18 protein-coding genes and 1 pseudogene are annotated in these 26,110 nt (G+C 72.5%); 16 read left to right on the forward strand and 3 right to left on the reverse strand.

All coding sequences use genetic code 11. From position 1 onward, the window contains the following. Positions 1 to 37: 37 nt before the first annotated feature. Together glgP and ACYVK7_RS18800 are read left to right on the forward strand one after the other, a co-directional pair. Positions 38 to 2,623, forward strand: a complete 2,586-nt coding sequence (gene glgP / locus ACYVK7_RS18795) for an alpha-glucan family phosphorylase (RefSeq protein ID WP_460889238.1) — start codon at positions 38 to 40, stop codon at positions 2,621 to 2,623. A gap of 67 nt (positions 2,624 to 2,690) precedes the next feature. Continuing rightward, entirely contained in the window at positions 2,691 to 2,888 is a 198-nt protein-coding gene (locus ACYVK7_RS18800) for a ferredoxin (RefSeq protein ID WP_460889239.1), read from the forward strand. Here the strand turns inward: ACYVK7_RS18800 and ACYVK7_RS18805 are convergent. Beyond that, positions 2,863 to 3,165: a DUF6725 family protein gene (locus ACYVK7_RS18805; protein ID WP_460889240.1), complete on the reverse strand. Its 303-nt coding sequence runs from the start codon at positions 3,163 to 3,165 to the stop codon at positions 2,863 to 2,865. The genes ACYVK7_RS18800 and ACYVK7_RS18805 overlap by 26 nt on opposite strands. Before the next feature lie 138 nt (positions 3,166 to 3,303). Here ACYVK7_RS18805 and fdxA point away from each other — a divergent pair, with 138 nt between their 5' ends. The 13 genes from fdxA (at position 3,304) to ACYVK7_RS18870 (ending at position 23,292) form a co-directional block, all read left to right on the forward strand. After that, complete coding sequence (fdxA, locus tag ACYVK7_RS18810; RefSeq protein ID WP_460889241.1) at positions 3,304 to 3,621, forward strand: ferredoxin; 318 nt, start codon at positions 3,304 to 3,306, stop codon at positions 3,619 to 3,621. 12 nt (positions 3,622 to 3,633) lie between these two features. Then, complete coding sequence (gene dapC / locus ACYVK7_RS18815) at positions 3,634 to 4,752, forward strand: succinyldiaminopimelate transaminase (RefSeq protein ID WP_460889242.1); 1,119 nt, start codon at positions 3,634 to 3,636, stop codon at positions 4,750 to 4,752. Between the two features lie 112 nt (positions 4,753 to 4,864). Next, positions 4,865 to 6,172: a citrate synthase gene (locus ACYVK7_RS18820; protein WP_460889243.1), complete on the forward strand. Its 1,308-nt coding sequence runs from the start codon at positions 4,865 to 4,867 to the stop codon at positions 6,170 to 6,172. 164 nt (positions 6,173 to 6,336) lie between these two features. Then, positions 6,337 to 9,609, forward strand: coding sequence for an FtsX-like permease family protein (locus tag ACYVK7_RS18825; RefSeq protein WP_460889244.1), 3,273 nt, complete (start codon positions 6,337 to 6,339; stop codon positions 9,607 to 9,609). Next, positions 9,609 to 12,419, forward strand: a complete 2,811-nt coding sequence (locus tag ACYVK7_RS18830) for an FtsX-like permease family protein (RefSeq protein WP_460889245.1) — start codon at positions 9,609 to 9,611, stop codon at positions 12,417 to 12,419. The genes ACYVK7_RS18825 and ACYVK7_RS18830 overlap by 1 nt, the downstream gene beginning before the upstream one ends. A 39-nt stretch (positions 12,420 to 12,458) precedes the next feature. After that, positions 12,459 to 13,487 carry an ABC transporter ATP-binding protein gene (locus ACYVK7_RS18835; RefSeq protein WP_460889246.1) on the forward strand — a complete coding sequence of 343 codons (1,029 nt, stop codon included), beginning with the start codon at positions 12,459 to 12,461 and terminating at the stop codon, positions 13,485 to 13,487. Beyond that, a complete protein-coding gene (locus ACYVK7_RS18840) occupies positions 13,484 to 14,185 on the forward strand; it encodes an ABC transporter ATP-binding protein (protein ID WP_460889247.1) in 702 nt (233 codons plus the stop codon). Before ACYVK7_RS18835 ends, ACYVK7_RS18840 begins: the two co-directional genes overlap by 4 nt. 249 nt (positions 14,186 to 14,434) lie before the next feature. Further along, complete coding sequence (locus ACYVK7_RS18845) at positions 14,435 to 16,114, forward strand: peptide ABC transporter substrate-binding protein (RefSeq protein ID WP_460889248.1); 1,680 nt, start codon at positions 14,435 to 14,437, stop codon at positions 16,112 to 16,114. Positions 16,115 to 16,269: 155 nt separating this feature from the next. Continuing rightward, positions 16,270 to 17,196, forward strand: coding sequence for an ABC transporter permease (locus ACYVK7_RS18850; protein ID WP_460889249.1), 927 nt, complete (start codon positions 16,270 to 16,272; stop codon positions 17,194 to 17,196). After that, on the forward strand, positions 17,189 to 18,148 hold the full coding sequence (locus ACYVK7_RS18855; RefSeq protein ID WP_460889250.1) for an ABC transporter permease: 960 nt from the start codon (positions 17,189 to 17,191) through the stop codon (positions 18,146 to 18,148). The genes ACYVK7_RS18850 and ACYVK7_RS18855 overlap by 8 nt, the downstream gene beginning before the upstream one ends. Beyond that, positions 18,145 to 19,887, forward strand: a complete 1,743-nt coding sequence (locus tag ACYVK7_RS18860) for a dipeptide ABC transporter ATP-binding protein (protein WP_460889251.1) — start codon at positions 18,145 to 18,147, stop codon at positions 19,885 to 19,887. The genes ACYVK7_RS18855 and ACYVK7_RS18860 overlap by 4 nt, the downstream gene beginning before the upstream one ends. A 237-nt stretch (positions 19,888 to 20,124) precedes the next feature. Then, positions 20,125 to 22,068 (forward strand): translational GTPase TypA, encoded by a 1,944-nt coding sequence (gene typA / locus ACYVK7_RS18865; protein ID WP_460889252.1) that lies wholly within the window; start codon positions 20,125 to 20,127, stop codon positions 22,066 to 22,068. A 96-nt stretch (positions 22,069 to 22,164) separates the two neighbouring features. Continuing rightward, complete coding sequence (locus tag ACYVK7_RS18870; protein WP_460889253.1) at positions 22,165 to 23,292, forward strand: PIG-L family deacetylase; 1,128 nt, start codon at positions 22,165 to 22,167, stop codon at positions 23,290 to 23,292. 23 nt (positions 23,293 to 23,315) lie between these two features. Here ACYVK7_RS18870 and ACYVK7_RS18875 read toward each other — a convergent pair whose 3' ends face one another. After that, positions 23,316 to 23,885, reverse strand: coding sequence for an LURP-one-related/scramblase family protein (locus tag ACYVK7_RS18875; RefSeq protein ID WP_460889254.1), 570 nt, complete (start codon positions 23,883 to 23,885; stop codon positions 23,316 to 23,318). 58 nt (positions 23,886 to 23,943) lie between these two features. On the opposite strand from ACYVK7_RS18875, the gene ACYVK7_RS18880 reads away from it, so the two are divergent. Then, the gene (locus ACYVK7_RS18880; RefSeq protein ID WP_460889255.1) at positions 23,944 to 24,342 is read left to right on the forward strand and encodes a hypothetical protein; all 399 of its coding nucleotides are present in this window, start codon (positions 23,944 to 23,946) and stop codon (positions 24,340 to 24,342) included. Between the two features lie 412 nt (positions 24,343 to 24,754). On the opposite strand, the pseudogene ACYVK7_RS18885 reads toward ACYVK7_RS18880, so the two are convergent. After that, positions 24,755 to 26,110 (reverse strand): annotated as a pseudogene (locus tag ACYVK7_RS18885) (hypothetical protein); the annotation flags it as partial.

Here is a 26,110-nt window from a genome sequence, read left to right on the forward strand (position 1 = left end):
GGTGTGCTCGCCAGGACATGTGCGTAGTCTTCCTCCAGTGAGAGCGATCCGCAGATTCACCGTCCGCACGGTCCTCCCCGAGCAGCTCGCCGCGCTCGACGAGCTGGCCCAGAACCTTCGCTGGTCCTGGCACGCGCCGACGCGCGAGCTGTTCGCGAGCATCGACCCCGAGCTCTGGTCCGACGTCCGCGGCGACCCCGTCGCGCTCCTCGCGGCCCTCGGCTCGGACCGCCTCGCGGCGCTCGCCGCCTCCGACGAGTTCACGGGCCGCGTCCGCGCCCTCTCGGACGACCTGCACCACTACCTGCGGGATCCGCAGTGGTACCAGGGCCGCACGACGGAGTCGGGGAGCGAGCTGCCGCGCGCGATCGCCTACTTCTCGCCGGAGTTCGGCATCACGTCGGTGCTGCCGCAGTACTCGGGCGGACTCGGCATCCTCGCCGGCGACCACCTGAAGAGCGCCTCCGACATGGGCGTGCCCATCGTGGGCGTCGGGCTGCTCTACGGCGCCGGCTACTTCCGGCAGTCGCTCACCCGCGACGCCTGGCAGGTGGAGACGTACCCGCTGCTGGACCCGGACGGTCTGCCGCTCGCGGTCCTGCGCGAGGAGGACGGCACGCCCGCCGTCGTCTCGCTCGACCTGCCCGGCGGCCGCACGCTGCACGCGCACGTCTGGGTGGCGGCCGTGGGCCGGGTGCCCCTGCTGCTGCTCGACTCGAACGTGCCGGAGAACGACGAGAACGCCCGCAAGGTGACCGACCGCCTCTACGGAGGCGGCGGTGAGCACCGCCTGCAGCAGGAGCTGCTGCTCGGCGTCGGCGGCGTACGGGCGCTGCGTGCCTGGTCCCGCCTCACCGGCGCGCCGGAGCCGGAGGTCTACCACACCAACGAGGGCCACGCGGGCTTCCTCGGCGTGGAGCGCATCCGCGAGCTCGTCGGTTCGGGCCTGAGCGTCGGCGAGGCGCACGAGGCGGTGCGCGCCGCCACGGTCTTCACCACCCACACGCCCGTCCCCGCCGGCATCGACCGGTTCCCGAAGGATCTGGTCAGCGCCTACTTCGGTGGCGACAACGCGATGGAGGGCGTGCCGCTGGAGAGCGTGCTGGCACTCGGCTCCGAGGACTACGACGGCGGCGACCCCACCGTGTTCAACATGGCGGTGATGGGCCTGCGGCTCGGCGGCCGGGCGAACGGCGTCTCGCTGCTGCACGGCCAGGTGTCGCGGGAGATGTTCGAGGGGCTGTGGCCAGGGTTCGACGCGCGTGAGGTGCCGATCAGCTCGGTCACCAACGGCGTGCACTCGCCCACCTGGGTGGCGCCGCGGCTGGCCGCCGTCGAGGCGGAGCGCATGGGGCTGGACCAGATCACGGCGCCGGACGCGTCGTCGGGCTGGCTGGACGCGACCAAGGTGTCCGACGCCGAGCTCTGGGCCCTGCGCGGCGAGATGCGCGGCGAGCTCGTGGCCGAGGCGCGGCGCCGCGTGCGCAAGTCCTGGCGCGAGCGCGGTGCGTCCCCGGCCGAGCTCGGCTGGATCGACGACGTCCTGTCGCCCGACGTCCTCACCATCGGGTTCGCCCGGCGGGTGCCCACGTACAAGCGGCTCACGCTCATGCTGCGCGACCAGGACCGCCTCAGGGCGCTCCTGCTCCACCCCGAGCGGCCGGTGCAGCTGATCGTGGCGGGCAAGTCGCACCCGGCGGACGACTCCGGCAAGCGGCTCATCCAACAGCTGGTCCGGTTCGCCGACGACGCGGAGGTGCGCCACCGCATCGTGTTCCTGCCGAACTACGACATCGGTATGGCGCAGTCGCTGTACCCGGGCTGCGACGTCTGGCTGAACAACCCGCTGCGTCCCCTGGAGGCGTCCGGGACGTCCGGGATGAAGAGCGCGCTCAACGGCGGCCTGAACCTCTCGATCGAGGACGGCTGGTGGGCCGAGTGGTACGACGGCGAGAACGGCTGGGGCATCCCGACCGCCGACGGCGTCGAGGACGCCGACCGCAGGGACGACCTCGAGGCCGCCGCGCTGTACGACCTGGTCGAGTCGCAGGTGGCACCGGCGTTCTACGACCGGTCCGCCGACGGCGTGCCCGGCCGGTGGCTCGAGATGGTGCGGCACACGCTCGCCACGCTCGGACCGAAGGTCCAGGCCACCCGGATGGTCTCCGAGTACGTGCACGGGCTGTACGCGCCGGCGGCCGAGGCCGGCCGGCTGCTCACGGCCGACGGGTTCGCCGCGGCGAAGGACCTGGCGGGCTGGAAGGCGCACGTGCGCGGTTCCTGGCCCCAGGTGCGCGTCGACCACGTGGAGTCGGCGGGGATCGGCGAGGCGGTCCAGGTCGGCGACCGGCTCACGGTCCGGGCCTACGTCTCGCTCGGCTCCCTGTCGCCCGACGACGTGGACGTGCAGGTGGTGCACGGCCGGGTCACGGAGGCCGACGTCATCGAGGAGTTCGCCGCCGAGCCGCTCGCGCTCACCGAGTCCTACGAGGCGGGGCGCCACGCGTTCGGCGGGGAGGTCGACCTGGACACGTCCGGACCGTTCGGCTACACCGTCCGGATCGTGCCGAGGCACGCGCACCTGGCGAGCGTCGCGGAGCTGGGCCTGGTGGCCAACGCCTGACCGGTCGTGGCTCGACCGTCCGTGGCTCGATTAGGAGAACTGCCCCTCGGGTAGGGAGAGTGGCCCCATGAAGATCAACGTGGACCGTGACGCCTGCTGCGGCGCCGGCCAGTGCGCCCTGCTCGCTCCCGACGTGTTCGGGCAGGACGACGACGACCGGGTCGTCCTGCTCGACGAGCGACCCGGCCCGGAGCACGACTTCGCGGTGCAGGAGGCAGTGAGCATGTGCCCGACAGGTGTCATCTGGGTGGACCAGAACGCCTGACGGGCCTCGGGGGGATCGGCTTGGCGGTCTCGATCTCGGCGGCCGGCACGGAGACCTCCCGCGGTTCGCCGCGGCCGGGCGCCGGATCGGTGCGCAGCCGCAGCCCGGCGTCGGAGACCTCCACGACGAAGCCGATCAGATCCGTCCAGCGGAACGCGGTGCCGCCCTCCGACACGACGGGGCCGGCGGGTGCGAGCCGGCGCCGCACCATCACCCGGGTACCGGGTCGGAGGGCGCGCCAGCCGCCCGCCGGGACCGGCGGTGTAGCGAACGTCACGTCGATTCTCCTTCCGCTGCGTGAGACCGGTGGGGATCTGCCGGTCTTCCGGGAGATACTAGGATCGCGCCGCAGGGCCCGTCCCGCGGACCGCATCGTGCATCATCCTCAGGCCTGAAGTGGAAGGACACCCTCGAAGTGACCTACGTGATCGCTCAGCCGTGCGTCGACCTCAAGGACAAGGCGTGCATCGAGGAGTGTCCCGTGGACTGCATCTACGAGGGCAGCCGCTCCCTCTACATCCACCCGGACGAGTGCGTCGACTGCGGTGCGTGCGAGCCGGTCTGCCCGGTCGAGGCCATCTACTACGAGGACGACGTCCCCGACGAGTGGAAGGACTACTACCGCGCGAACGTCGAGTTCTTCGACGACCTGGGCTCGCCCGGCGGCGCGGCGAAGATGGGCGTCATCGAGAAGGACGCCCCGATGATCGCGGCCCTTCCGCCCCAGGCCTGACGGCCCGCCGGCATGGGGCTGCACGACCTTTCGGACCTTCCGTACCCCTGGGACTCGATCGCCGACCTCTCGGCGACGGCGAGGGCCCATCCGGGCGGCCTGGTGGACCTCTCCATGGGTACACCCGTTGACCCGACGCCGGAGGTCGTGCGGCACGCGCTCGAAGCGGCGTCGAACGCGCCGGGCTACCCGCTGACGGCGGGTACGCCCGCGCTGCGCGAGGCCGTGGCGGGATGGTTCGCCCGACGCCGCGGGGTGCCCGGCCTCGATCCCGCCGCGGTGGTGCCGACGATCGGCTCCAAGGAGCTGGTCGGCCTGCTGCCCTCGCTGCTGCACCTCGGCCCGGGGGACGTCGTGGTGCACCCCGCCGTCGCGTACCCGACGTACGTGGCGGGGATCCGCGCGGCCGGCGCCACGCCGCTCGCGGCGGACGACGTCGCGGACTGGGCGGGCCGGGACGACGTGCGCATGGTGTGGGTCAACTCGCCCGGCAACCCGACGGGCCGGGTGCTGGACGTCGCGGCGCTGCGCGCCGTGGTCGCGGCCGCCCGCGACATCGGTGCCGTCGTGGTCTCCGACGAGTGCTACGCCGAGCTGGCCTGGGAGGCGCCCTGGGCAGACGGCGGGGTCCCGTCCGTCCTCGACCCGCGCGTGTGTGACGGTTCCCACGCCGGGCTGCTGGCGGCGTACTCCCTGTCGAAGCAGTCCAGCATCGCCGGCTACCGCGCTGCGTTCCTCGCGGGCGACGCCGCGGTGATCGCGGAGCTCACGCAGATCCGCAAGCACCTCGGCCTCATCGTGCCCGCGCCGGTGCAGGCGGCGATGACCGCCGCGCTGTCCGACGACGAGCACGTCGCCGCCCAGCGGGCGGTCTACGGAGCCCGGCGCCGGGCGCTCGCCGCCGCGATCGCGGCCGCTGGGCTCACCGTCGACGAGTCCGGTGCCGGTCTGTACCTCTGGGTGGCGGCCGGGGACGGCCGCTCCGGGCAGGAGGTCGCCGAGTGGTTCGCCCGCCGCGGCGTGCTGACCGCGCCAGGGCACCTGTACGGCGACGACACGCACACGCGGGTGGCGCTGACCGCCACTGACACGCAGATTGCCGACGCTGTGTCACGCCTCACAGAGGCTTGACCGACGGATTGGAAAAAAAAGAGCAGGGCGCGATACTGTCGTGCCCCAGGTCGACGCTGCCCGACAGCCTTTCTTCAGCAGCGTCCCTCGTGCGCCATCCAGGAAGGAACACATGACCTCCACACCGGTGGACGGCTCGAGCCGCGTCGAGCTCGCCGTCAACGGAACCTCTCACACCCTGCCTGTCGTTGCCGCGAGCGAGGGCAACGACGGCATCGTCGTGTCGTCGCTGCTCAAGGACACCGGCCTGGTCACGGTCGATCCGGGCTTCATGAACACGGCGTCGTGCGAGTCGGCGATCACGTACATCGACGGCGACGCCGGCATCCTGCGCTACCGCGGGTACCCGATCGACCAGCTCGCCGCGGGATCCGGCTTCCTCGAGGTGTCCTACCTCCTCATCTACGGTGAGCTGCCGACGCCCGCGGAGCTCGACGCGTTCACCGAGCGGGTCAACCGCCACACGCTGGTGCACGAGGACTTCCGCACGTTCATGGGTACCTTCCCCCGGAACGCGCACCCGATGGCGGTGCTGGCGTCCGCGGTGAACGCGCTCTCCACGTTCTACCCGGAGTCCCTCGACCCGGCGGACGACGACCAGGTGGACCTGGCCACCGTGCTGCTGCTCGCCAAGACGCGCACCATCACGTCGTACCTGCACCGGCGCCGGGTCGGCGAGCCGCTGCTGTACCCGGACTACTCGCGCGGGTACGTCGAGGACTTCCTCCGCATGACGTTCGCGACGCCGTACGAGGCGTACGAGGCCGACCCGATGATCGTGGACGCCCTCGAGAAGCTGCTCGTGCTCCACGCGGACCACGAGCAGAACTGCTCCACGTCCACGGTGCGCGTCGTCGGCTCCTCCAACGCGACCCTGTACGCCTCGGTCGCCGCGGGCGTGAACGCCCTGTCGGGTCCCGCGCACGGCGGGGCCAACGAGGCGGTGCTGTCGATGCTCGAGAAGATCCGTTCGGGCGGCGAGACCGTCGAGACCTTTATGGAAAAGGTCAAGAACAAGCAGGACGGCGTACGCCTGATGGGCTTCGGCCACCGCGTGTACAAGTCCTACGACCCGCGCGCCGCGATCGTGAAGAAGTCGGCCGACGAGGTGCTCGACAAGCTCGGCGCCAAGGACGAGCTGCTCGACATCGCGCGTGGTCTCGAGGAGATCGCCCTCTCGGACGACTACTTCGTGGAGCGCAAGCTCTACCCGAACGTCGACTTCTACACGGGCCTCATCTACAAGGCCATGGGCTTCGAGCCGGCCATGTTCACGCCGCTGTTCGCACTGGGCCGGATGCCCGGCTGGATCGCCCAGTGGCGCGAGATGATCAAGGACCCGCAGACCAAGATCGGCCGCCCGCGTCAGGTCTACACGGGCGCCACGGAGCGCCCGTACGTCCCGGGCTCCAGGCGCTGACCCCGCCGAGGTAGTCATCTGGCGAGGTAGTCACCCGGCTCGCGCGGGTGACTACCTCGCTGTTTGACTACCTCGCCAGATGACTACCTCGGCGTGATCGGATCGTTGCCCGGGGCGTTCCCTCTTTTGTCGTCAGCGGCACGGGGCACGGCTAGTTTGGCCCCGTGAGCAGAGCCGCCCTCCTTGCCCGCCGGTCGACGGCGCACCGCGGGCTGCTCGCGCTCGTGTGGCTGCTGGTCGCGGTGCTGACCGGCGCGCTCGGCGTGACCGTCGGCTGGACGCAGGCCGCAGCCACCGCGGAGGCACGTGACGGGCTCGCGGCCGCCGAGCCGTCGGGCCGGGCCCTGCAGCTCGCCACCCGCCTCGCGGACGACGGCGGGGCCGAGGCCCAGGACGCCCAGGTCCAGCGGGAGCTCGCCCGCCTGCTCGACGGCGTGCCGCACCGGGTCGCCTACGGCGTGCGGACCGAGCCGCAGTACACGAGCGGCAGCGACGGCGAGGACCTGGGCCGCTGGTCCGTGGCCCTCCTTCCCGCCCCGTCGCGGGCCCAGGCCCTGGCAGGGGAGGGCGCGTCCGGCGTCACGCTCGTCGACGGGTCCTGGCCCGCCGGTGCCGGCGAGGCGGCGGTACAGGCGGACGCCGCGGCGGCCGCCGGACTGGCGGTCGGCGACACGATCCGCCTGGGCGTCGATCCCGACGACCCGGCCGGCACGGGCACGCCGGTCGCCGTCGCGGCGACCTGGCGGGTCACCGACCCGGACGACGCCGTGTGGCTCGGCGAACCCTCCGTGCTCTCCGGGGCCGACGGCGGGCACCACGGCCCGGTGGTCGTGAGCCAGGACGTCGTCGCGGGCCTGGACACCGACCCCTTCGCCCGCTGGACGGTCGTACCCGACCGCACCGCACTCGCGCCTGTGCATCTGCCCGCGCTCGCGGCGCTCACCGCCGAGGTCGAGCGTGGCCTGGGCGAGGACGACTCCGTGGCGCCCCGCGGGCTGACCCTCACGGGCACGCTCGGTGCGACGGCCGCAGCCCTCGACGCCGCGCTGCGCGCAGCGGACGCCGTGGCGCTGGTACCGCTCTGCCTCCTGGCGCTCGTCGGCCTCGTCGCGCTGGTGCAGGTGGCGCGCCTCCTGGCGGCCACTCGCGAGGCGGAGGTCGCGCTCCTCGTCTCGCGCGGGGCCGCGCCCGGCACGGTGGCGGCGGCCGCGCTCGTCGAGGGGCTGCTGCTGGCGCTCACCGCGGCCGCGGCGGGTGGTGCAGGGGCGTGGGCGGCGCTGCGGCTGGTGACCAGCGCGGACGCCGGCGCGGCGGTTCCCGCCATGACGCCGGTGACGGTGGCCCTGGCGGTCGCGGCGGTGGCCGCGGCGACCCTCGTGCTCGTCGCGGCGCTGCAGGCGCGGGCGGCGGCGCGCCGGCAGGTGACGGACCGGTCGGGGCGGGTGCGCCAGGTGGCGGCCCTCGGCACGGTGGTGCTCACGGTGGCGGCCGCCGCGGTCAGCGTGACCCAGCTGCTGCGCTACGGTTCGCCGCTGCTGACCACGCCGGACGGCGTGCGCACCGATCCGACGGCGGCAATGGCGCCCGCGCTGGCCCTCGCGGCTCTCGCGGTGGCGGCGATGGCGTTGCTCGGCCCGGCCACTCGCCTGTGGGCAGGGCTCGCCGGCCGGTCGCGCGGCGTCGTCGGTCCGCTGGCGGCACGGCAGGTGGCCCGGCGGCTCGTGGTCTACGTCGTGCCCGTGGTGCTGCTCGTGCTCGCCGGTGGCGCCGCGACGCTCGCCGGCGGCTACGCCGGCACCGCCGAACGGCTGCGGGCCGACGTCGACGTGCTCGCGGGCGGCGCCGACGTGCGGGTCACGGCGCCCGAGTCGGGCCGTCTCGACCCGGCGCCGTACCTGCGGGGCGGCGACGGCGCCGGGGCGCACGCGGCCGCCGCGGCTCCCGTGCTGTCGGCCACCGTGTACTCCGACGGCCGCCCCATCACGATGCTGGCGATGCCCGCGGCAGCGATCCCGGCGGTGATGCGTGCACCGGCGGAGGTGCTCGACGTCGGGCGCGTGGCCGGCGACCTGGCGAGCGACGCGTTCGCCGCGGCGCCCACGCTGCCGGACGGCGTCCGCGACGTCGGCCTCACCATGAGCGGCCGCATCAGCCAGGGGGCCGGCACGACGCCGCTGCCGGAAGCCGCCGGGCACCGGATCGACGTGTCGCTCGTGCTCGCGACCCCGGACGGGAGTCTCGCCACGGTCCAGCTCGGGCAGCTGACCGAGGGCGACGGCACCGAGGGCGACGGCACCGGTGGCACGCTGGGCGCCGACCTGGCGACCCTGGAGCTGTCCGGCGCGGTGCCGCCGCCTCCGGAGGGACAGACGTGGCGGGTCGCCGCCCTGGACGTGGCCACGGTGCCCGGTTGGATCACGGCGGAGGCGACGGTGTCCGTGGACGGGCTCACGGCGGACGGGGAGCCCGTCGACGGTGCCCGGTGGACGCCCTCCGAGAGGCTCGACGGCTCCGGCCTGACGGTGGGCGCGGGGACGGCGCCCGAACAGGTCGATCTCACCATCCCGCTCGGCGACGAGGCGGGCGGGCCAAGCAAGCTGCGGCTCCTGACCACGCCCGACACCGGGCCGATCCCGATGGTGGCGTCATCCTCCCTGTTCAACGACCTGGGCATCACCACGGACGACACCCTCGAGCTGACCCTTGGCGGCACGCGCCTACCGGTGGTGGCCGTCGGGTCGACGGGCACCGTCCCCGGGGCGCTCGAACCGTACGCGGCCCTGCTGGACCGTGGAGCGCTCGCCGCGACGCTCGTCCGCGAGGTGAGCGACCCGGTGCTGACGAGCGAGGTCTGGCTGGCGGCAGGCCCGCCCGGTGCCGCGGCTCCGCACGGCGCCGTGACCCGGCTCGCCCAGGACGTGAGCGCCGCGGCGGAGGCCGCGGGCGCGAGCAGCCGCGAGCGGCCGGCCGTCAGCACCCCCCACGACGGCTCGACCGACCCGGCGGCCCCGGTCCGGGTCTCGTTCTGGCTGGCAGCCGCCGGGGCGGCGCTGCTGGCGCTGGCGGGCGTGCTCGCCGTCGCCGTGGCGACCCTGCGCGAGCGGCGTGGCGAGGTCATCGTGCTGCGGGCCGTGGGACTCGGCCCGGCGGCGCAGGCCAGGGCCCGGTCCGCCGAGCTGATCGCGGTCGGCGTGGCGGCGCTCGCCGTGGGTGCCGTCGCGGGCTGGGCCGTCGCCCGGTTCACCGCCGGCGGGCTCGCCGCCGCGACGCTCGCCGGCGTCGCCGCCGCGCCACCCGCCCGGTTCGTCCTGGCGACCACGGGGACCGGCCTGGTGCTGGCCGCCGCCGTGGCAGGGCTCGTCCTGGTCGCGATCGGGGTGGGTGGGCGCGTGGCGGCGCAGGCCCGCGACACCACCTACCGCGAGGAGGTCCGCTGATGGGTTCGCTGTCCGGGCTCGGGCTGCTCGCGCGGCGGCAGCTGCGCACGTCCTGGGGCGTCACGGCGACGCTCGGGGTGGTCGCCTTCCTCGCGGCGGGCGTCCTGTCGACCGCACCACGTGCCATCGCGACGATGCACGCCGACCAGGTGACCTACGAGACGGCGGCCGCCTCCGGGCCGGCCCGTGACGTGATCTCGGTGGCCGGGGCGATCCCGGGGGAGCCGATCGGCGGCATGTACTACGAGCCCGGCGTCGTCGCGGAGGGTGTGCCGCCGGAGCCCGACTGGGCGCCGTTCCACGCGAACCTCGACACCGTCCGCACCGAGACGCCCGACCCGCTGCGCTCCGTGATGGGCGCCCCCCACTTCCACGTGACCTCGGCGGACCCCGCGTACACCGACCCGGTGCCCAGCTCGGAGCTGTCCGAGGCCAAGGTCTTCCTCCGGTCGGCCACCGACCTGGCGGAGCACGGCGAGCTCCTGGAGGGGCGCTGGCCGGAGGCGACCGCTGCACAGCCTGCAGGACGCCCCCCGGCGTTCGAGGTGGCCGTCTCGCGCGCCGTCGCCGAGACGTACGGCTGGGAGCTCGGCGGCCGCTACGACAACCTCGGCGGCTCGGGCATCATCTCCCTGGCCGAGCGGTACCCGGACCTGGTCGTGACCGGGATCTTCGAGGCAGGCGACCCGGACACCGACTACTGGCTGCACCACGCCCAGGCGGCCAGGGCCTCGGTGATCACCGACCCGAACCGCGGCCTCCTGGCCACGGCCTCCGTCTACGTCAGCCCCGCGATGATGACGCCGATCACCCTCGGCTTCGCCAAGACAAGGGTCTGGTACCCCGTGGACACCGACGGGGTGACCGCCGCCGACGTGCCGCTCCTCCTCGCCCAGGCCAACGGCCAGCCGGCCCAGACGTTCCGCGTCCCGGCAGGCCCTGACGACCAGGTCCCGGTCGAGCTGCGCCCCGACACCCGCCTCAGCGAGATCCTGGAACGCCTGCTCGCGCAGCGGACGGGCGTCGACGCGATCGTCGCCGTGCTCGCCGTCGGACCCCTCGGCGCCACGATCGCGGTGCTCGCCCTCGGCGCACGGTTCGTCGTCGACCGACGGCGGCCCGCGCTCGCCCTGCTCCGCGCCCGTGGGGCCTCCGGGACGCAGCTCCGCCTGCTCATGGGCGGCGAAGGCCTCGTGGTCGGCCTCGGATCGGCGGTGGCCGGGTTCGCCGCGGGCCTCGCCCTCTCCACCGGCCTCGGTCTGGACGCGCCGGTCACCGTGAGCCAGGTGGCGCTCGCCCTCGCGGCGGGCCTCGCCCCGGCGACCGCCCTGGCGCTCGCCACCTCACCCGCGGGACTGCGGACCACCCGGGCCGACCTCGCACCCCGCTCGCGCAGCCGCGTCCGGTGGGTGCTCGAGGTGCTGGTCGTCGCCGGCGCGGCGCTCGCGACCTGGCTGCTGCTCTCGCGCGGGGTCGTGGCGGGCTCGGGGGCCGGCTCCGGCGTCGACCCGCTCGTCGCCGCCGCACCCCTGCTGGTCTCGCTCGCCCTCACCCTGCTCGCCGTGCGGGCCTACCCGTGGCTCGCGCTCGCGCTCGAACGGACGCTCGCGCCCCGGCGTGACCTGGTCCCGTTCCTCGGCGCGGCACGCGCCACCCGTGACCCGGCGGGCGGACCCGTGCCGGCGGTGGCACTCGTGCTGGCCGTGGCCGTCGCGGCGACGTCGGCCGTGCTGTACTCGACGGTCTCCGGCGGCGTGGTCCGTGAGGCCTGGCGGGCCACCGGTGCCGACGTGCGCGTCTCCGGCCCGATCATCGACGAGCCGGCGGCCGAGCGGGTCGCAGCCCTCGACGAGGTCGAGGCGATCACCCCGGTCGGCGACGTCGGTGACGGCGTCCTCGACGGCACGGCGGCCTCCCCGCGCACCGAGGTGTACACGGTCGACGCCGCGGCGCTCGCGGTCGTGCAGCGGGACGTGTCCGGCGCGCCCGAGACGCTCGGCGACCTGACCCGTGAGACCGGCTCCGGCGGGGCGGACGGCGCCCTGCCCGTGATCCTCACCGCGGCGGCCGCCGGACCCGGGGTCGGGCCGGGTAGCACGGGGATCACGCTCACGACCCAGGAGGGCAGCGTCCCGGTCAGCGTGGTCGACGTGGTCGACGACCTGCCCGGCCTGCCCGCCGGCCGCTCGCTCGTCCTGGCGGACACGGAACGGCTCACCGCGAGCACGGGGGACAGCAGCTACGCGCGCCTCGCGCTCGTCGGCCTGGCGGACGACGCCGACCGCGCGGCGGTCACCACCGAGATCTCGAACCTGCTGCCCTCGTCCTTGGTGGAGGACCCCGACCAGGAGGCGGACGCGCTGCTCGCGGCCCCCGTCTCGGGCGGGCTCGTGATCGCCTTCGTGCTGGCCGTGCTCCTCGCGGGTCTGCTCTGCGCGGCGGCGGTGGTGATGACGCTCATGCTGGCGGCGCCCGCCCGCGCACGGCTGCTCGCCGTGCTGCAGACGCTCGGCCTGTCGGCGCGCCAGGGACGCGGCCTGGTCGGCTGGGAGATCGGGCCGTGGGCGGTGGTGGCGCTCGCGATGGGCGCCGTGCTGGGCGTGGCCGTGCCGTCGCTCGTGCTGGCCGCCGTGGACGTGACCGCCCTGACCGGGGGTCTCACCGAGCCCGACCCGGCGTACGACCCGCTGCTGCTCGGCGCGGCCGCCGCCGGCTTCGTCGTGGTGGTGCTGGCCGCCGTGGGCGTCGCCGCGGCGCTGAGCAGGCGCGGCGAGGTAGCCGCTCAGCTCCGGATGGGCAGCAATGACTGACAAGACGGCGGCGCGCACCGGCGTTCGAGAGGAGACCCGATGAGCACGACCATCGAGCTGACGGACGGCGGCGCGCAGGCGCCCGCCCGGCCGGTGACCGACGGCGGCGAGATCCGGTGCGGGGACCTCGTCCGGATCTTCGCCACGGACGGCGTGGAGGTGCAGGCGCTGCAGGGCCTCACGCTGAGCGTCGACCCGGGGGAGATCGTCGCCGTCGTCGGCGCGTCCGGTTCGGGGAAGTCCACGCTGCTGACCATCCTCTCCGGCCTGGACACGCCCACGGGCGGGTCCGCCGTGGTGGCAGGCACCGACCTGCTGACCATGGGGCACGCCGAGCGGGTGCGTTACCAGCGCTCCACCGTGGGCTTCGTGTGGCAGCAGACCTCGCGCAACCTGCTCCCGTACCTGACGGCGAGCGAGAACGTCCGGCTCCCGCTGGAGCTGGCGAACACGCTGCCCCGGCGGGAGCGGCAGCGCCGCGTCGAGGACCTGCTCGAGCTGCTGGAGGTGGGTCATGTGGCCGGGCGGCGGCCGGGCGAGATGTCGGGCGGCGAGCAGCAGCGGACGGCGATCGCCGTCGCCGTGGCCAACAGCCCGCGCGTGCTGCTGGCGGACGAGCCCACCGGCGAGCTCGACGAGGCCACCTCCGTCGAGGTGCTGGAGGCTCTGCGCGGCGTGAACCGGGAGACGGGCGTGACCACCCTGATCGTCACGCACGACCCGACGGTCTCCGAGCACGTGGCGCGCACCGTCCAGATCCGTGACGGCCGCACCTCGACGGAGACGCTGCGGCGCACGGAGCTCGACGAGCACGGCGCCGAGCGGCACGTCGCCGAGGAGTTCGCGGTGCTCGACCGGGTGGGCCGCCTGCAGCTGCCGCAGGACTTCGTGCACGCGCTCGACCTGCGCGACCGCGTGCGTCTCGCCCTCGAGCCGGACCACGTGGGCGTCTGGTCGGCGACACCGGGTCAGACGGCGGAGTCCGGCCGGCCGGCCGGAACCACCGAGGTTCCGGCCGAGACTCCTGCCGAGACACCCGCCGAGACCCCCACCGAGGAGGACCGATGACTGCGACGGCCTCGCGCACCGCGCTGCGCGCCCAGCGCCTCACCCGCGTGTTCGGCACCGGCGCCGGCGAGGTGCGCGCGCTGACCGACGCCGAGCTGCGGGTCGCGGCGGGCGAGCTGCTCGTGGTGCGTGGCCCGTCCGGCTCCGGCAAGACCACGCTGCTGAACCTGCTGGGTGGCCTGGACCGCCCGACGTCGGGCAGCGTCTGGCTCGGCGACGCCGAGCTGACCGCGCTGGGGGAGAAGGAGGTCCTCGCGGCCCGGCGAGAACGGATCGGCTACGTGTTCCAGTCGTTCGGGCTGGTGCCGGTGCTGTCCGCGGCGGAGAACGTCGAGGTGCCGCTGCGGCTGCGGCGCACCCCGCCGGCCGAGCGGGCGGAGCGGGTGGCGGCGGCGCTGGACGCGGTCGGGCTGTCGGGCCATGCGAAGCAGCGCCCCTACGAGCTCTCGGGCGGGCAGCAGCAGCGCGTCGGCATCGCCAGGGCCCTCGTCGCGGACCCCGAGGTGCTGCTCGCCGACGAGCCCACCGGACAGCTCGACTCGGGGACGGCCGCCGTGGTGATGGAGCTGCTGGCGCGGGTGGCGCACGAGCGTGGTGTGGCCGCCGTCGTGTCGACGCACGACCCGGAGCTGATGGCTCGTGCGGACCGCGTGGTCGAGCTGCACGACGGGCAGGTGGTGGACCGGGGCAACGGGTGAATTTCCTGGTGAACGCCCTCTCCGCGTGATTGTTACGGGTGTGAGAACCACCTGGTCAGAACTGTTACCTGGTGTTACTCCCACATACCGAGATGGTCACAACTCGGTGGAGTTTCCCTTACGGTGGTCATCGGCATCTGGGTGGAGCGACTACGTTAGGTCTGTTATCACTGGGCGCAAAGATGCGCCCGCATCGCTCCGGAGGACAACTCCGTCGGACGGAGTGGGCACAACGAACCAGGAGGACACGTGACACCTCGAAAGCGACTCATGGGAGTGGGAGCATTTACGCTCGCCACGGCTCTGGTGCTCTCGGCTTGTGGTGGCGGCGGCGGCAGCGACGAGGGCGAGGGTTCCGGCGAGAGCGCCGGCATCGTGACCGTCGGTAGCGGCGAGCCGCAGAACCCGCTGATCCCGACGATGACCAACGAGGTCTACGGCGGCCTCGTCGTCCGGAACATCTTCGCCGGACTCGTGCGCTACGAAGAGGACGGTGGCATCGCGAACGAGGTCGCTGCCTCGATCGAGTCCGAGGACAACAAGGTCTGGAACATCACCCTCAACGAGGGCTGGGAGTTCACCGACGGCACCCCGGTGACGGCGCAGAGCTTCGTCGACGGCTGGAACTACGGCGCCTACGGCCCCAACGGGCAGAACCTGAGCTACTTCTTCACCCCGATCGAGGGGTTCGAGGACGTGCAGTTCGCCGAGGACCAGCTCAAGGCGGACGGCACGCCCAAGGAAGGCGCGAAGCCGAAGGCCGAGACGCTGTCGGGTCTCGAGGTCGTCAGCGACACCGAGTTCACCGTGACCCTCTCGCAGCCCGAGGCCGACTTCCCGGTGAGCCTCGGCTACGCGGCGTTCTTCCCGGTGCCCGAGTCCTTCAACGAGGACCCGGAGGCCTTCGGTGAGAACCCGGTCGGCAACGGCCCGTACACGCTGGCGAACTGGGAGCACGACTCGGTCCTCGAGCTGCGCCCCAACGAGTCCTACCAGGGTGGTGCCACCGTCCAGAACGGCGGCATCGACCTCCTCGCGTACACGGAGGAGGACGCCGCGTACAACGACCTGCTCGCGGGTGACCTCGACATCGTCACCAACGTCCCGTCGTCGGCCTTCGCCACGTTCGAGGAGGAGCTGGGCGACCGCGCGGTGAACCAGCCCGCCGCGGTGATCCAGGTCATCAACGTCCCGGAGTACAACGACAAGTTCTCCGGTGAGGCGGGCCTGAAGCGCCGCCAGGCGATCTCGATGGCCATCGACCGTGAGGCCATCACGGAGACCGTCTACCACGGTGCTCGTACGCCGGCCACCGACTACACCTCGCCGGTGATCAACGGCTGGACCGAGGACCTCGAGGGCAACGAGGTGCTGCAGTACAACCCGGAGGAGGCCAAGAAGCTCTGGGACGAGGCCGAGGAGATCGAGCCGTGGGGTGACGAGCCGTTCTACATCTCGTCCAACGCGGACAGCGACCACCAGTCGTGGATCGACCCGACCTGCAACGGCATCCGCGACGTGCTCGGCATCGAGTGCGAGTTCGACCAGTACCCGGTGTTCGACGAGTTCCTCGACGCGCGTGACAACAACGCGATCCCGGCGACGGGCATGTTCCGTGGTGGCTGGCAGGCGGACTACCCGTCCATGGGTAACTTCCTCGGACCGATCTACGGCACCGGTGCCGGCTCGAACGACATGGGCTACTCCGACGAGGAGTTCGACGCCAAGCTGGCCGAGGCGGCCGGCGCGGAGACCCCGGAAGAGGCCACCGAGCTGTACAAGGAGGCCCAGACCATCCTCCTCGAGGACCTGCCGGGCATCCCGCTCTGGTACCAGAACTCCACCGGTGGCTACTCGGAGGCCGTCGACAACGTGGCGTTCGGCTGGGACAGCGACCCGATCCTGACCCAGGTGACCAAGTCGGAGTGATGGTGATAACGCCCGGATCCCGGGCGTAGCCCATTACCCCAGGTGAGAGGCGGGGCGTGCAACACTGCACGCTCCGCCTCCCCCTGTGCCGCTGTCCTGGCTCCCAAGATGTTCCGGGATAATGGGCGGCGGAAACTTACCAAGGAGATTCAACGATGCTCTGGTACATCGGACGCCGACTGATGCAGGTGATCCCCGTGTTCCTCGGCGCCACGCTGCTGCTCTACGCGCTGGTGTTCTTGCGACCAGGTGACCCCGTCGCGGCACTAGGCGGTGAACGGGGCCTGCCCGAGGCCGTGCAGGCCCAGATCCGCGAACAGTTCCACCTCAACGAACCGTTCATCATGCAGTACTTCTACTTCCTCAAGGGCGTCCTCACGTTCGACATGGGGAACGACTTCACGGGCCGGCCGGTGTCGGAGACCATCGCCAACGCGCTGCCCGTGACCTTCCAGCTGGCCATGATGGCCATCGTGATCGAGGCAGTGCTCGGTGTGGCCTTCGGCCTGTGGGCCGGCATGCGCAAGGGCAAGCTCTTCGACTCCGTCGTGCTGGTGTGGAGCCTGCTGCTCATCTCGGTCCCCACGTTCGTCACCGGCCTGCTGCTGCAGATCGTGGTGGGTGTCCAGCTCGACTGGCTGCCCGTCACCGCCGGCCGAGATCCGGACTTCTACAGCCTGCTGCTGCCCGCGATCGTGCTGGCGACCACCTCGTTCGCCTACGTGCTGCGCCTGACCCGCACGTCGGTCGTCGAGAACATCACCGCCGACTTCGTGCGCACCGCGCGGGCCAAGGGCCTGTCCCGCGCCGTGGTGACGCGGCGGCACGTGCTGCGCAACTCGCTCATTCCCGTGGTCACGTTCATCGGTGTCGACCTGGGTAACCTCATGGCCGGTTCGATCGTCACCGAGGGCATCTTCAACATCAACGGCGTGGGCGGCACCCTCTTCGAGTCGATCCAGCGCGGTGAGAACACCACGGTCGTCGCACTGTCCACGGTGCTCGTGATCGTCTACATCGTGGCCAACCTGCTCGTGGACCTGCTGTACGCCGTCCTGGACCCGAGGATTCGCTATGCCTGACAACACCCGACCAACGCCCCGTCCGGGCCAGGAGCACTTCGTCGCGGCGCCCGACGCCGTCCAGCTCCAGGTCGTCGACTCGGTGGACACGAGCGAGGCGCCGTCGAGCATGTGGCGCGACGCCTGGCACGAGATGCGTCGCCGCCCGATGTTCTGGATCTCCGCCGTCATGATCGTCGTGGTCGTCATCGTGGCCATCGTTCCTGGCCTGTTCACGTCACAGCTGCCGCGCGCGGGCTGCGACCTGGCCAACGCGTTCGCCTCGCCGTCCCCCGAGCACGTGTTCGGCACCAACCAGAACGGGTGCGACGTCTTCGCCCGGACCCTGTACGGCGCCAAGGCATCGGTGCTCGTGGGCATCCTGACCACCACGTTCGTGGTGATCCTCGGGACTGCCGTCGGGGCGATCGCCGGCTACTACGGCGGGTGGATCGACACCATCCTGTCGCGGATCACCGACATCTTCTTCGCCGTGCCGTTCGTGCTGGCCGCCATCGTGATCCTGAGCCTCGCCCAGGACCGTACGGCCCTCACGGTTGCGGTCGTGCTGGCCGCCTTCGGGTGGACCTCGATCGCCCGCATCGCCCGCGGTTCGGTGCTCAGCGTGAAGAACAACGAGTTCGTCACCGCGGCCAAGGCTCTCGGCATGGGCCGGTTCGCCATCATGGTGCGGCACGCGCTGCCCAACGCCGCCGCGCCGATCATCGTGTACGCCACGGTGGCCCTCGGTACGTTCATCGTGGCCGAGGCCACCCTGACGTTCCTCGGCATCGGCCTGGACCCGTCCACGGTCTCGTGGGGCGGCGACCTGTCGAGCGGGCGCCGGGCGATCCGCTCGAACCCCGAGATCATGTTCTACCCGGCGGCGGCGCTCGGCTTCACCGTGCTGAGCTTCATCCTCCTGGGTGACGTGGTCCGGGACGCCCTGGACCCGAAGGCGAGGAAGCGATGAGCACCACCGTCTCCCTGAACGACGCCGTCGAGCAAGAGCCGGAGCCCTGGGACGCCCAGGACGCTTCGAGCCCGCTGCTCGAGATCAAGGGCCTCCAGATCGCCTTCACCACGGGGCAGGGCGAGGTGCAGGCCGTCCGCGGCGTGGACCTCAACGTCTACCCGGGGCAGTCCGTCGCGATCGTGGGCGAGTCCGGTTCGGGCAAGTCCACCACCGCGCACGCGATCATCGACCTGCTGCCGGGCACCGGCAAGGTCACCGGCGGGTCCATCAAGTTCGGCGGGCGTGAGCTCGTCGGGCTGGGCCGCCGGCAGACCGAGGACCTGCGGGGCCGGGAGATCGGCCTCGTACCGCAGGACCCGATGTCGAACCTGAACCCCGTGTGGCGCGTCGGCACGCAGATCGACGAGGCCCTGGTGGCCAACGGCTTCCAGGGCGACCGTGTGGCGCGCAAGGCGCGCGTCGCGGAGCTGCTCGGCGAGGCAGGCCTGCCGGACGCCGCGACGCGCGCCCAGCAGTACCCGCACGAGTTCTCCGGCGGTATGCGCCAGCGCGCGCTCATCGCCATCGGTCTGGCCTCGCGGCCCAAGCTGCTGATCGCGGACGAGCCGACGTCGGCGCTCGACGTGACGGTCCAGAAGAAGATCCTGGACCACCTGGAGGGTCTGACCAGCGAGCTGGGCACGGCCGTCCTGTTCATCACGCACGACCTGGGCCTGGCCGCCGAGCGCGCCGAGCACCTCGTGGTGATGTACAAGGGCAAGATCGTGGAGTCCGGCCCGGCGCGCCAGATCCTGCAGGACCCGCAGCACGAGTACACGAAGCGGCTGGTCGCCTCGGCGCCGTCGCTGGCCTCGCGCCGCATCCAGTCGGCGCACGAGCGCGGCACGACGGCCGAGGAGCAGCTCGCCGCCCACGCGGACGAGACGGCGACCGCCGCGCCCGACGTCGTCGTGGCGAAGGACCTGACCAAGGTGTTCCGCCTCCGCGGTGCGCGCCCGGGCACGCACACGGACTTCACCGCGGTGGACAACATCTCGTTCACGTTGCCGAAGGGTCGCACGATCGCCCTGGTGGGGGAGTCCGGCTCGGGCAAGTCCACGGCGGCGAACATGGTGCTGGGACTGCTGGAGCCGACGTCGGGCGCCGTGACCATCAACGGGCAGGACATGGCGACGATGTCGGGCAAGGAGTCGTTCGCCATGCGCCGCCGGGTGCAGCCGGTGTTCCAGAACCCGTACGGGTCGCTGGACCCCATGTTCTCGGTGTTCTCCTCGATCGAGGAGCCGCTGCGACTGCACCGGGTGGGCGACCGCAAGTCCCGCGAGGCGCGCGTCCGCGAGCTGCTCGACATGGTGTCGCTGCCGCAGGCCACCATGCGCCGGTTCCCGAACGAGCTGTCCGGCGGTCAGCGGCAGCGCATCGCCATCGCGCGTGCGCTGGCGCTCAAGCCGGAGGTGCTCGTGCTCGACGAGGCCGTCTCGGCGCTCGACGTGCTGGTCCAGGCGCAGATCCTGACGCTGCTCAACGACCTGCAGGCCGAGCTGGGGCTGTCCTACCTGTTCATCACGCACGACCTCGCGGTGGTCCGGCAGATCGCCGACCTCGTGGCCGTGATGAAGGACGGCAGCATCGTGGAGCACGCGACCACCGACGAGGTGTTCGACAACCCGCAGCAGGAGTACACGCGGGATCTCCTGGCGGCCATCCCTGGCGCGAGCCTGGAGATCGGCGGCTGACGCCCGCACTGCCCCCGCCGAGGTAGTCATCTGGCGAGGTAGTCGCGTAGCGAAGTAGTACTACTTCGCCACGCGACTACCTCGCCAGATGACTACCTCGGCGGGAGTGTTCTCGGAACAGTGACACGGCCGACACCTGAGGATTTCGATTCACGGGTAAGATAGTGCTGCCGCGAGACCGGTCCTTTCGGATCAGCGTCCGCGCACCTTGACTCCCCTTCTGGAAATGAGTGCTCCGTGACCGTGCCTGCAACCGCGCCGACCTCGGTCCGTGCGACCCGTTCCGACCTGCGAAATGTCGCGATCGTGGCCCACGTCGACCACGGCAAGACCACGCTCGTGGACGCCATGCTCAGGCAGTCCGGGTCCTTCGGCGCCCGCCAGCACCTCGAGGACCGCGTGATGGACTCGGGCGACCTGGAGCGTGAGAAGGGCATCACGATCCTCGCCAAGAACACCGCGATCCGGTACTCCGGCCCGGCAGCCGCGGCGAGCGGCGAGCCCGACGGCATCACGATCAACGTGATCGACACCCCCGGTCACGCCGACTTCGGTGGCGAGGTCGAGCGCGGCCTCTCGATGGTCGACGGCGTCGTGCTGCTGGTCGACGCGTCCGAGGGCCCGCTGCCCCAGACGCGCTTCGTGCTGCGCAAGGCCCTGGCCGCGAAGCTGCCGGTCATCGTCGTCGTGAACAAGGTGGACCGCCCGGACGCACGCATCACCGAGGTCGTCGCCGAGACCACCGACCTGCTGCTCGGCCTGGCCAGCGACCTGTCGGACGAGGTGGAGGACCTCGACCTGGACGCCATCCTCGACGTCCCCGTCGTCTACGCGTCGGCCAAGGCCGGCCGCGCCTCCACGGAGCAGCCCGCCGACGGCGGCCTGCCCGACAGCGAGGACCTCGAGCCGCTGTTCGCGACCATCCTCGAGAAGACCCCCGCGCCGACGTACGAGGAGGACATGCCGCTGCAGGCGCACGTCACCAACCTCGACGCGTCGCCGTTCCTCGGCCGTCTCGCCCTGCTGCGCATCCACAACGGCACCCTGGTCAAGGGCCAGAACGTCGCGTGGGCCCGGCACGACGGCTCGCTGCAGACCGTGAAGGTCACCGAGCTGCTGGAGACCAAGGCGCTCGACCGCGTGCCGACGGACAAGGCGGGCCCCGGCGAGATCGTCGCCGTCGCCGGTATCGCGGACATCATGATCGGCGAGACCCTCACCGACATCGACGACCCGCGCCCGCTGCCGCTCATCGCGGTCGACGACCCCGCCATCTCGATGACCATCGGTATCAACACCGCGCCGCTGGCCGGCAAGGGCGGCAAGGGCCACAAGGTCACCGCCCGCCAGGTGAAGGACCGCCTGGACGCCGAGCTCATCGGTAACGTCTCGCTCAAGGTGCTCCCGACCGAGCGCCCCGACGCGTGGGAGGTCCAGGGCCGTGGCGAGCTGGCCCTGGCGATCCTCGTCGAGCAGATGCGCCGCGAGGGCTTCGAGCTCACGGTGGGCAAGCCGCAGGTCGTCACCAAGACGATCGACGGCAAGGTCCACGAGCCCATGGAGCGCATGACCATCGACGTGCCCGAGGAGTACCTGGGCGCCGTCACGCAGCTCCTCGCGCAGCGCAAGGGCCGCATGGAGACCATGACGAACCACGGCACCGGCTGGGTCCGCATGGAGTTCATGGTCCCGGCGCGTGGCCTCATCGGCTTCCGCACGCAGTTCCTCACGGACACGCGCGGCACCGGCATCGCCGCGTCGATCGGTGACGGCTACGAGCCGTGGCACGGCCCGATCGAGTCGCGGATGACCGGCTCGCTCGTCTCGGACCGCGCCGGCAAGGTCACGCCGTTCGCCATGATCAACCTGCAGGAGCGCGGCTCCTTCTTCGTGGACCCCACGCAGGAGGTGTACGAGGGCATGATCGTCGGCGAGAACTCGCGGAACGAGGACATGGACGTCAACATCACCAAGGAGAAGAAGCTGACGAACATGCGCTCCGCCAGCGCCGACAACTTCGAGAACCTGATCCCGCCGCGCAAGCTGACCCTCGAGGAGTCCCTGGAGTTCGCTCAGGAGGACGAGTGCGTCGAGGTGACCCCTGAGGTGGTCCGCATCCGCAAGGTGCTGCTCAACGCGACCGACCGCGCCCGCGCGGCCGCCCGCGCCAAGCGCAGCTGACGTCCCCCTCTACTTCCTTCGCTGAGTGCTGGATATTCGCCCATGAACGGTCGTTCTGAGGGCGAAGATCCAGCACTCAGTGGTTGTGGGGGTGGCGTGCTGGCCGTGCACGCGCATCCCGATGACGAGTCGCTGGCCACCGGGGGGCTGCTCGCCACCTTCGCGGCGGCCGGGCTGCCTGCCTGCGTCGTGACGTGCACGCGAGGGGAGCGGGGCGAGGTCCTCGCCCTTCGCGGTACGACGTCGGAGGGGCTGGCCGGACTCGAGGGCGACGGGCCGGCGCTGGGCGCCCACCGGGAGACCGAGCTGGCCCGGGCCCTGACCGCACTGGGCGGTGGTGTCGCCGACACGGTCGAGCATGCGTTCCTCGACGCCCTCCCGCCGGCGGACCCACGATCCGGCGGGTCGGGTCAGGTGCGGTACGAGGACTCGGGGATGGCCTGGGTGGCGCCGGGTGTCGCCGGCCCGGCACCGGACTCCCCGCCGACGGCGTTCGCCCGGGTGCCGCTCGACGAGCCCGCCGGCCGGCTCGCGGTGCTGATCCGTACTCGGCGCCCCGCCGTCGTCGCCACCTACGAGCCCGGCGGCGGGTACGGGCACCCGGACCACGTGCGTGCGCACCAGGTGGCGGTCCGCGCTCTCGAGCTCGCGGCGGACCCGGCCTGGCGGCCCGGCGGGGCGTCGCCGGGCGCGGGCACGCCGGGCGGGGAGGCCGCACCGGGTGGGGCGGCTGAGCCGGCAGGTGCGGGTGGGCCGGGCGCCGTCGTCGGACGGAGGGGCCTGCCGTGGGCCGGTGCCGAGCTGTGGCAGGCCGTCGCCCCGGCCGACGAGCTGCGTGCGGCGCGGGCGACGCTCGCCGCGATGCCGGACGCGGTCACACTGGCCGCGGCCGAGGGTCTGACCTTCGCGCCCCCGGAGCATCTGCCGCCGCTGGCGAGGCGCGGCTTGACCGTGCGGTCGGCAGAACGTCAGGAGATCGGCAGCCCGAGTTGCCGACTTCCTGACGAACTACCGATCACCCGCTCCGGGCAGGTTGTCCGGATGCACACCGGTGGCGTGGTCGGGAGCGTGGTCGGGGCGCTGCGGGCTCATGCCACCCAGGTGCAGCACGCGACCGGGCTCGCACGCCCCGAGGGGGCGGTCGCCGGGTGGTATGCGCTGTCCAACGATGTGCTGGCCCCGATTCTCACCGTCGAGACCTACCTCGTCGCGGAGATCGGATAGAGCGGTCCGGCTGGAGCCGGGAGTCAGCGCTCCTGGAGCGCGTCCAGGCCGATCGCCATGGCGGTCACCAGGCGCCGGTCGAGCCCGGGGTCCTGAATGTTCACGATGTACCGGTCGCGCAGACCCCACTTCTTCTCCACGGAAAAGGCGGGCCGGCCGTCGATCAGGAAGTCGAAGTGGTACGGCAGCCAGGCCGCCTCGACCAGTGGGCGGAGGATGGCGACCGTCATGTTGCGCTCGGCCCCGGTGGCCGTGCCCAGTCCGGGCTGCTCGACGTGCCAGGTGCTGCGCAGCAGCGACTTGGCGAAGTCCTTGCGGAACGAGCCGATCGGGGTACCACCAGCGTCGACGACGTCGTAGGTGGCGCCGAGGTCGATGACCTGGCGGGCCTTGAACCCGAGGACGGGCTCGCGCTTGGTGTCGTCGGAGTAGAGCGTGACCTCCTCGCGGAACGCCATGCGCTTCTGCTGGGCGAAGGCGAAGAGCTCGCCCTCGGAGCCGTCCGGCTGCGCGCCGCGCACCTCGTACTGGTTGACCATCAAACGGATGCGCTGTCGAACGATGAGCTGCGTCTGAGCCTGGAGGGTATTCACCCGCCGGAGTGTTGCACATGTGCAGGGTCCTCCCAGGTGAATGCTGGACAATGGCTGGGTGAACTCACGCGGACGACACCTCGGACGTACGATCGTGCGCACCCTGCTCGCGGTGCTGCTCGGCGTGGTCATGGGCGGTCTCGGAACGGTGGTGCACCGGTTCGGGGACGAGTCCTGGTACCTCGGTCTGCTCCTCGCGCTGGCCCTGACGGCAGCTGCCGGTGTGCTCGCCCGGGCCTGGGCCGGCTACGGCACGCTGCTCGGGTTCGGGGTCGGCTGGGTCGGCGTGGTGCAGGCGCTGTCGCTGCCGGGTTCCGGTGGCGACGTCGTGGTCCCGGCGGGCACGCTGGGCATCGTCTGGTCGTACGTGGGCGTGGCGGTCCTGGCGGTCGTCGCGTTCCTGCCGCCGTCGTGGTTCGCAGAGGTCCCGGCACGCCGCGATCGGCCTGCTGCCTGAGCTCTGCGGTTCTTCGCAGAGTGGTTCAGGATGGGGTGAAGGATTGATACACAACCTCCACCTCGGGGCGTCCACTACGCGGCCTTGGGCATGATTCTCGCTGGATAGGATGCCCGGCAGGGCGGCCGCGTCCGGCGGATTCGCCGCAGGTCAGGTGCGCCCTTGGGGGACGCGGAGAGCCCGCGTCTCGGGTAGTTGCACGGAGCGTGCCGATGGGTCAGCCGACCGAGCGTGACGAACCGCTCGAGCCGACGTCAGACGAGAACACCGGGCCACGATCTGCCCCGGTGACACCTCCCCGCTTGTCCCAGACACGCCCTGGCAGCGTGCCGAGACCGGCAGCAAAGCCCCCGTTGCGGCCGACGGACCCCGGGGCAGCGCAGTCCGCAGTACCGGCCGGTCGTCCGACCGCTCAGCCGGCTCCCCGATCCCCAGAGAAGGCCCAGCCAGTGACCCCTTCGGAGCAGTCCGAGGCCCCCCAGGCCCCGCGCCCGCCCGTCGTGCCGCCCGCCCCAGCGCCCGCGGCAGCCGAGAGCACCCCCAGCAGCGCAGACCCGGCCGCACAGGTGCCGGACGGCGCCCCGCGCGCCCCCGAGTCGTCGGCACCGCCCGCGTCGGCACCGCCCGCGTCGGCACCGCCCGCTTCCATCCCGCCGGCGTCCGCGGCGAGCAGGCCGGAGCCGCCGGCCAAGCCTGAGCCGACGGTCAAGCCTGCCCCGAGCAAGCCTGAGCCTGCGAGCAAGTCCGAGCCTGCTAGCAAGTCCGAGCCTGCTAGCAAGTCCGAGCCGTCGGTCGAGGCTGCCCCGAGCAAGCCCGAGCCTGCGAGCAAGCCAGGGCCCGCGAGCGGTCCGACCGCACCGGATACGGCGGGCCCCGACCAGGTAGAGGTGCTGCAGACCGTCGTGGAGAAGCTCGCGACGCCGTCGACCACGTCGACCGCGGCGCCGAGGAACGGGTACACACCGCGCGTCTTCGCGTTCGACCGTCCGCCCAAGAAGGCCCCTGCCGCGAGCAGCGACGCGGCTCCGAGCGCGGCGCAGCAGGGTCCCGCTGGGTCGGCCGCGCCGCAGGCAGCCTCGTCGGCGGCCCAGCGCCCGGCCGAGCCGGTCCAGAGCGCGTTGCCTGCTCCGGCAGGAACGGGCACGTCCGCCGCGGACAAGGCGCGGACGGCAGACGCCGGACAGGCGTCCAACGCCCCAGCAGCACCCGGTGCCGCTGGCGCCGCTGCGGCTGGCGCCGCCGCTGGTGCCGTCGCCGCGGGTTCCGCGGCAGCCGGTCGCGCAGTTGCTGCCCCTGCGACCGAGGGCTCCTCGTCCACTGCCTCGACGACCCCGGCCACCGCGCCGGACTCCGCTGCCCCCGCCGGGACGGCGCCCGGTGGGGCCTCCGCGACGCCGGCGGCCCAGAGCCCGGCACCGGCGAACTCCGCGCCCGAGAAGCCGACCACCGACGGTCCTGGACCGGACCGGTCGGCGGCAGAGAAGTCCGCGTCCGCGCAGCAGGCACCGCGCCCGGCTTCCGCCGGCCCGGCTTCCGCTGGCCCGGCTTCCGCTGGCCCGGCTTCCGCTGGCCCGGCTTCCGCTGGCCCGGCTTCCGCCGGCCCGGCCTCCGCGAGCCCCGCTCCGGCCGCACCCGGGCGCCCGGCAGCATCCGGCTCGAACCGCCCGGCCCCCGCCGGCTCACCCGCCAGCCAGGCCCCCGCCGGCCCCGCACCCGCAGCAGGCCCGGCCGCAGCCGCTGGTGCAGCGGCGGCCGGCGCGGCCGCCGC

It is taken from the genome of Promicromonospora xylanilytica (assembly GCF_054782895.1).

What these genes read in the sequence shown, in the direction of transcription:
- ACYVK7_RS18850 (WP_460889249.1), top strand. Translation starts at nt 16,270, where the DNA reads ATGCTCTGGTACATCGGACGCCGACTGATGCAGGTGATCCCCGTGTTC.
- ACYVK7_RS18820 (WP_460889243.1), top strand. Translation starts at nt 4,865, where the DNA reads ATGACCTCCACACCGGTGGACGGCTCGAGCCGCGTCGAGCTCGCCGTC.
- ACYVK7_RS18830 (WP_460889245.1), top strand. Translation starts at nt 9,609, where the DNA reads ATGGGTTCGCTGTCCGGGCTCGGGCTGCTCGCGCGGCGGCAGCTGCGC.
- ACYVK7_RS18855 (WP_460889250.1), top strand. Translation starts at nt 17,189, where the DNA reads ATGCCTGACAACACCCGACCAACGCCCCGTCCGGGCCAGGAGCACTTC.
- ACYVK7_RS18800 (WP_460889239.1), top strand. Translation starts at nt 2,691, where the DNA reads ATGAAGATCAACGTGGACCGTGACGCCTGCTGCGGCGCCGGCCAGTGC.
- ACYVK7_RS18840 (WP_460889247.1), top strand. Translation starts at nt 13,484, where the DNA reads ATGACTGCGACGGCCTCGCGCACCGCGCTGCGCGCCCAGCGCCTCACC.
- ACYVK7_RS18835 (WP_460889246.1), top strand. Translation starts at nt 12,459, where the DNA reads ATGAGCACGACCATCGAGCTGACGGACGGCGGCGCGCAGGCGCCCGCC.
- dapC (WP_460889242.1), top strand. Translation starts at nt 3,634, where the DNA reads ATGGGGCTGCACGACCTTTCGGACCTTCCGTACCCCTGGGACTCGATC.
- ACYVK7_RS18860 (WP_460889251.1), top strand. Translation starts at nt 18,145, where the DNA reads ATGAGCACCACCGTCTCCCTGAACGACGCCGTCGAGCAAGAGCCGGAG.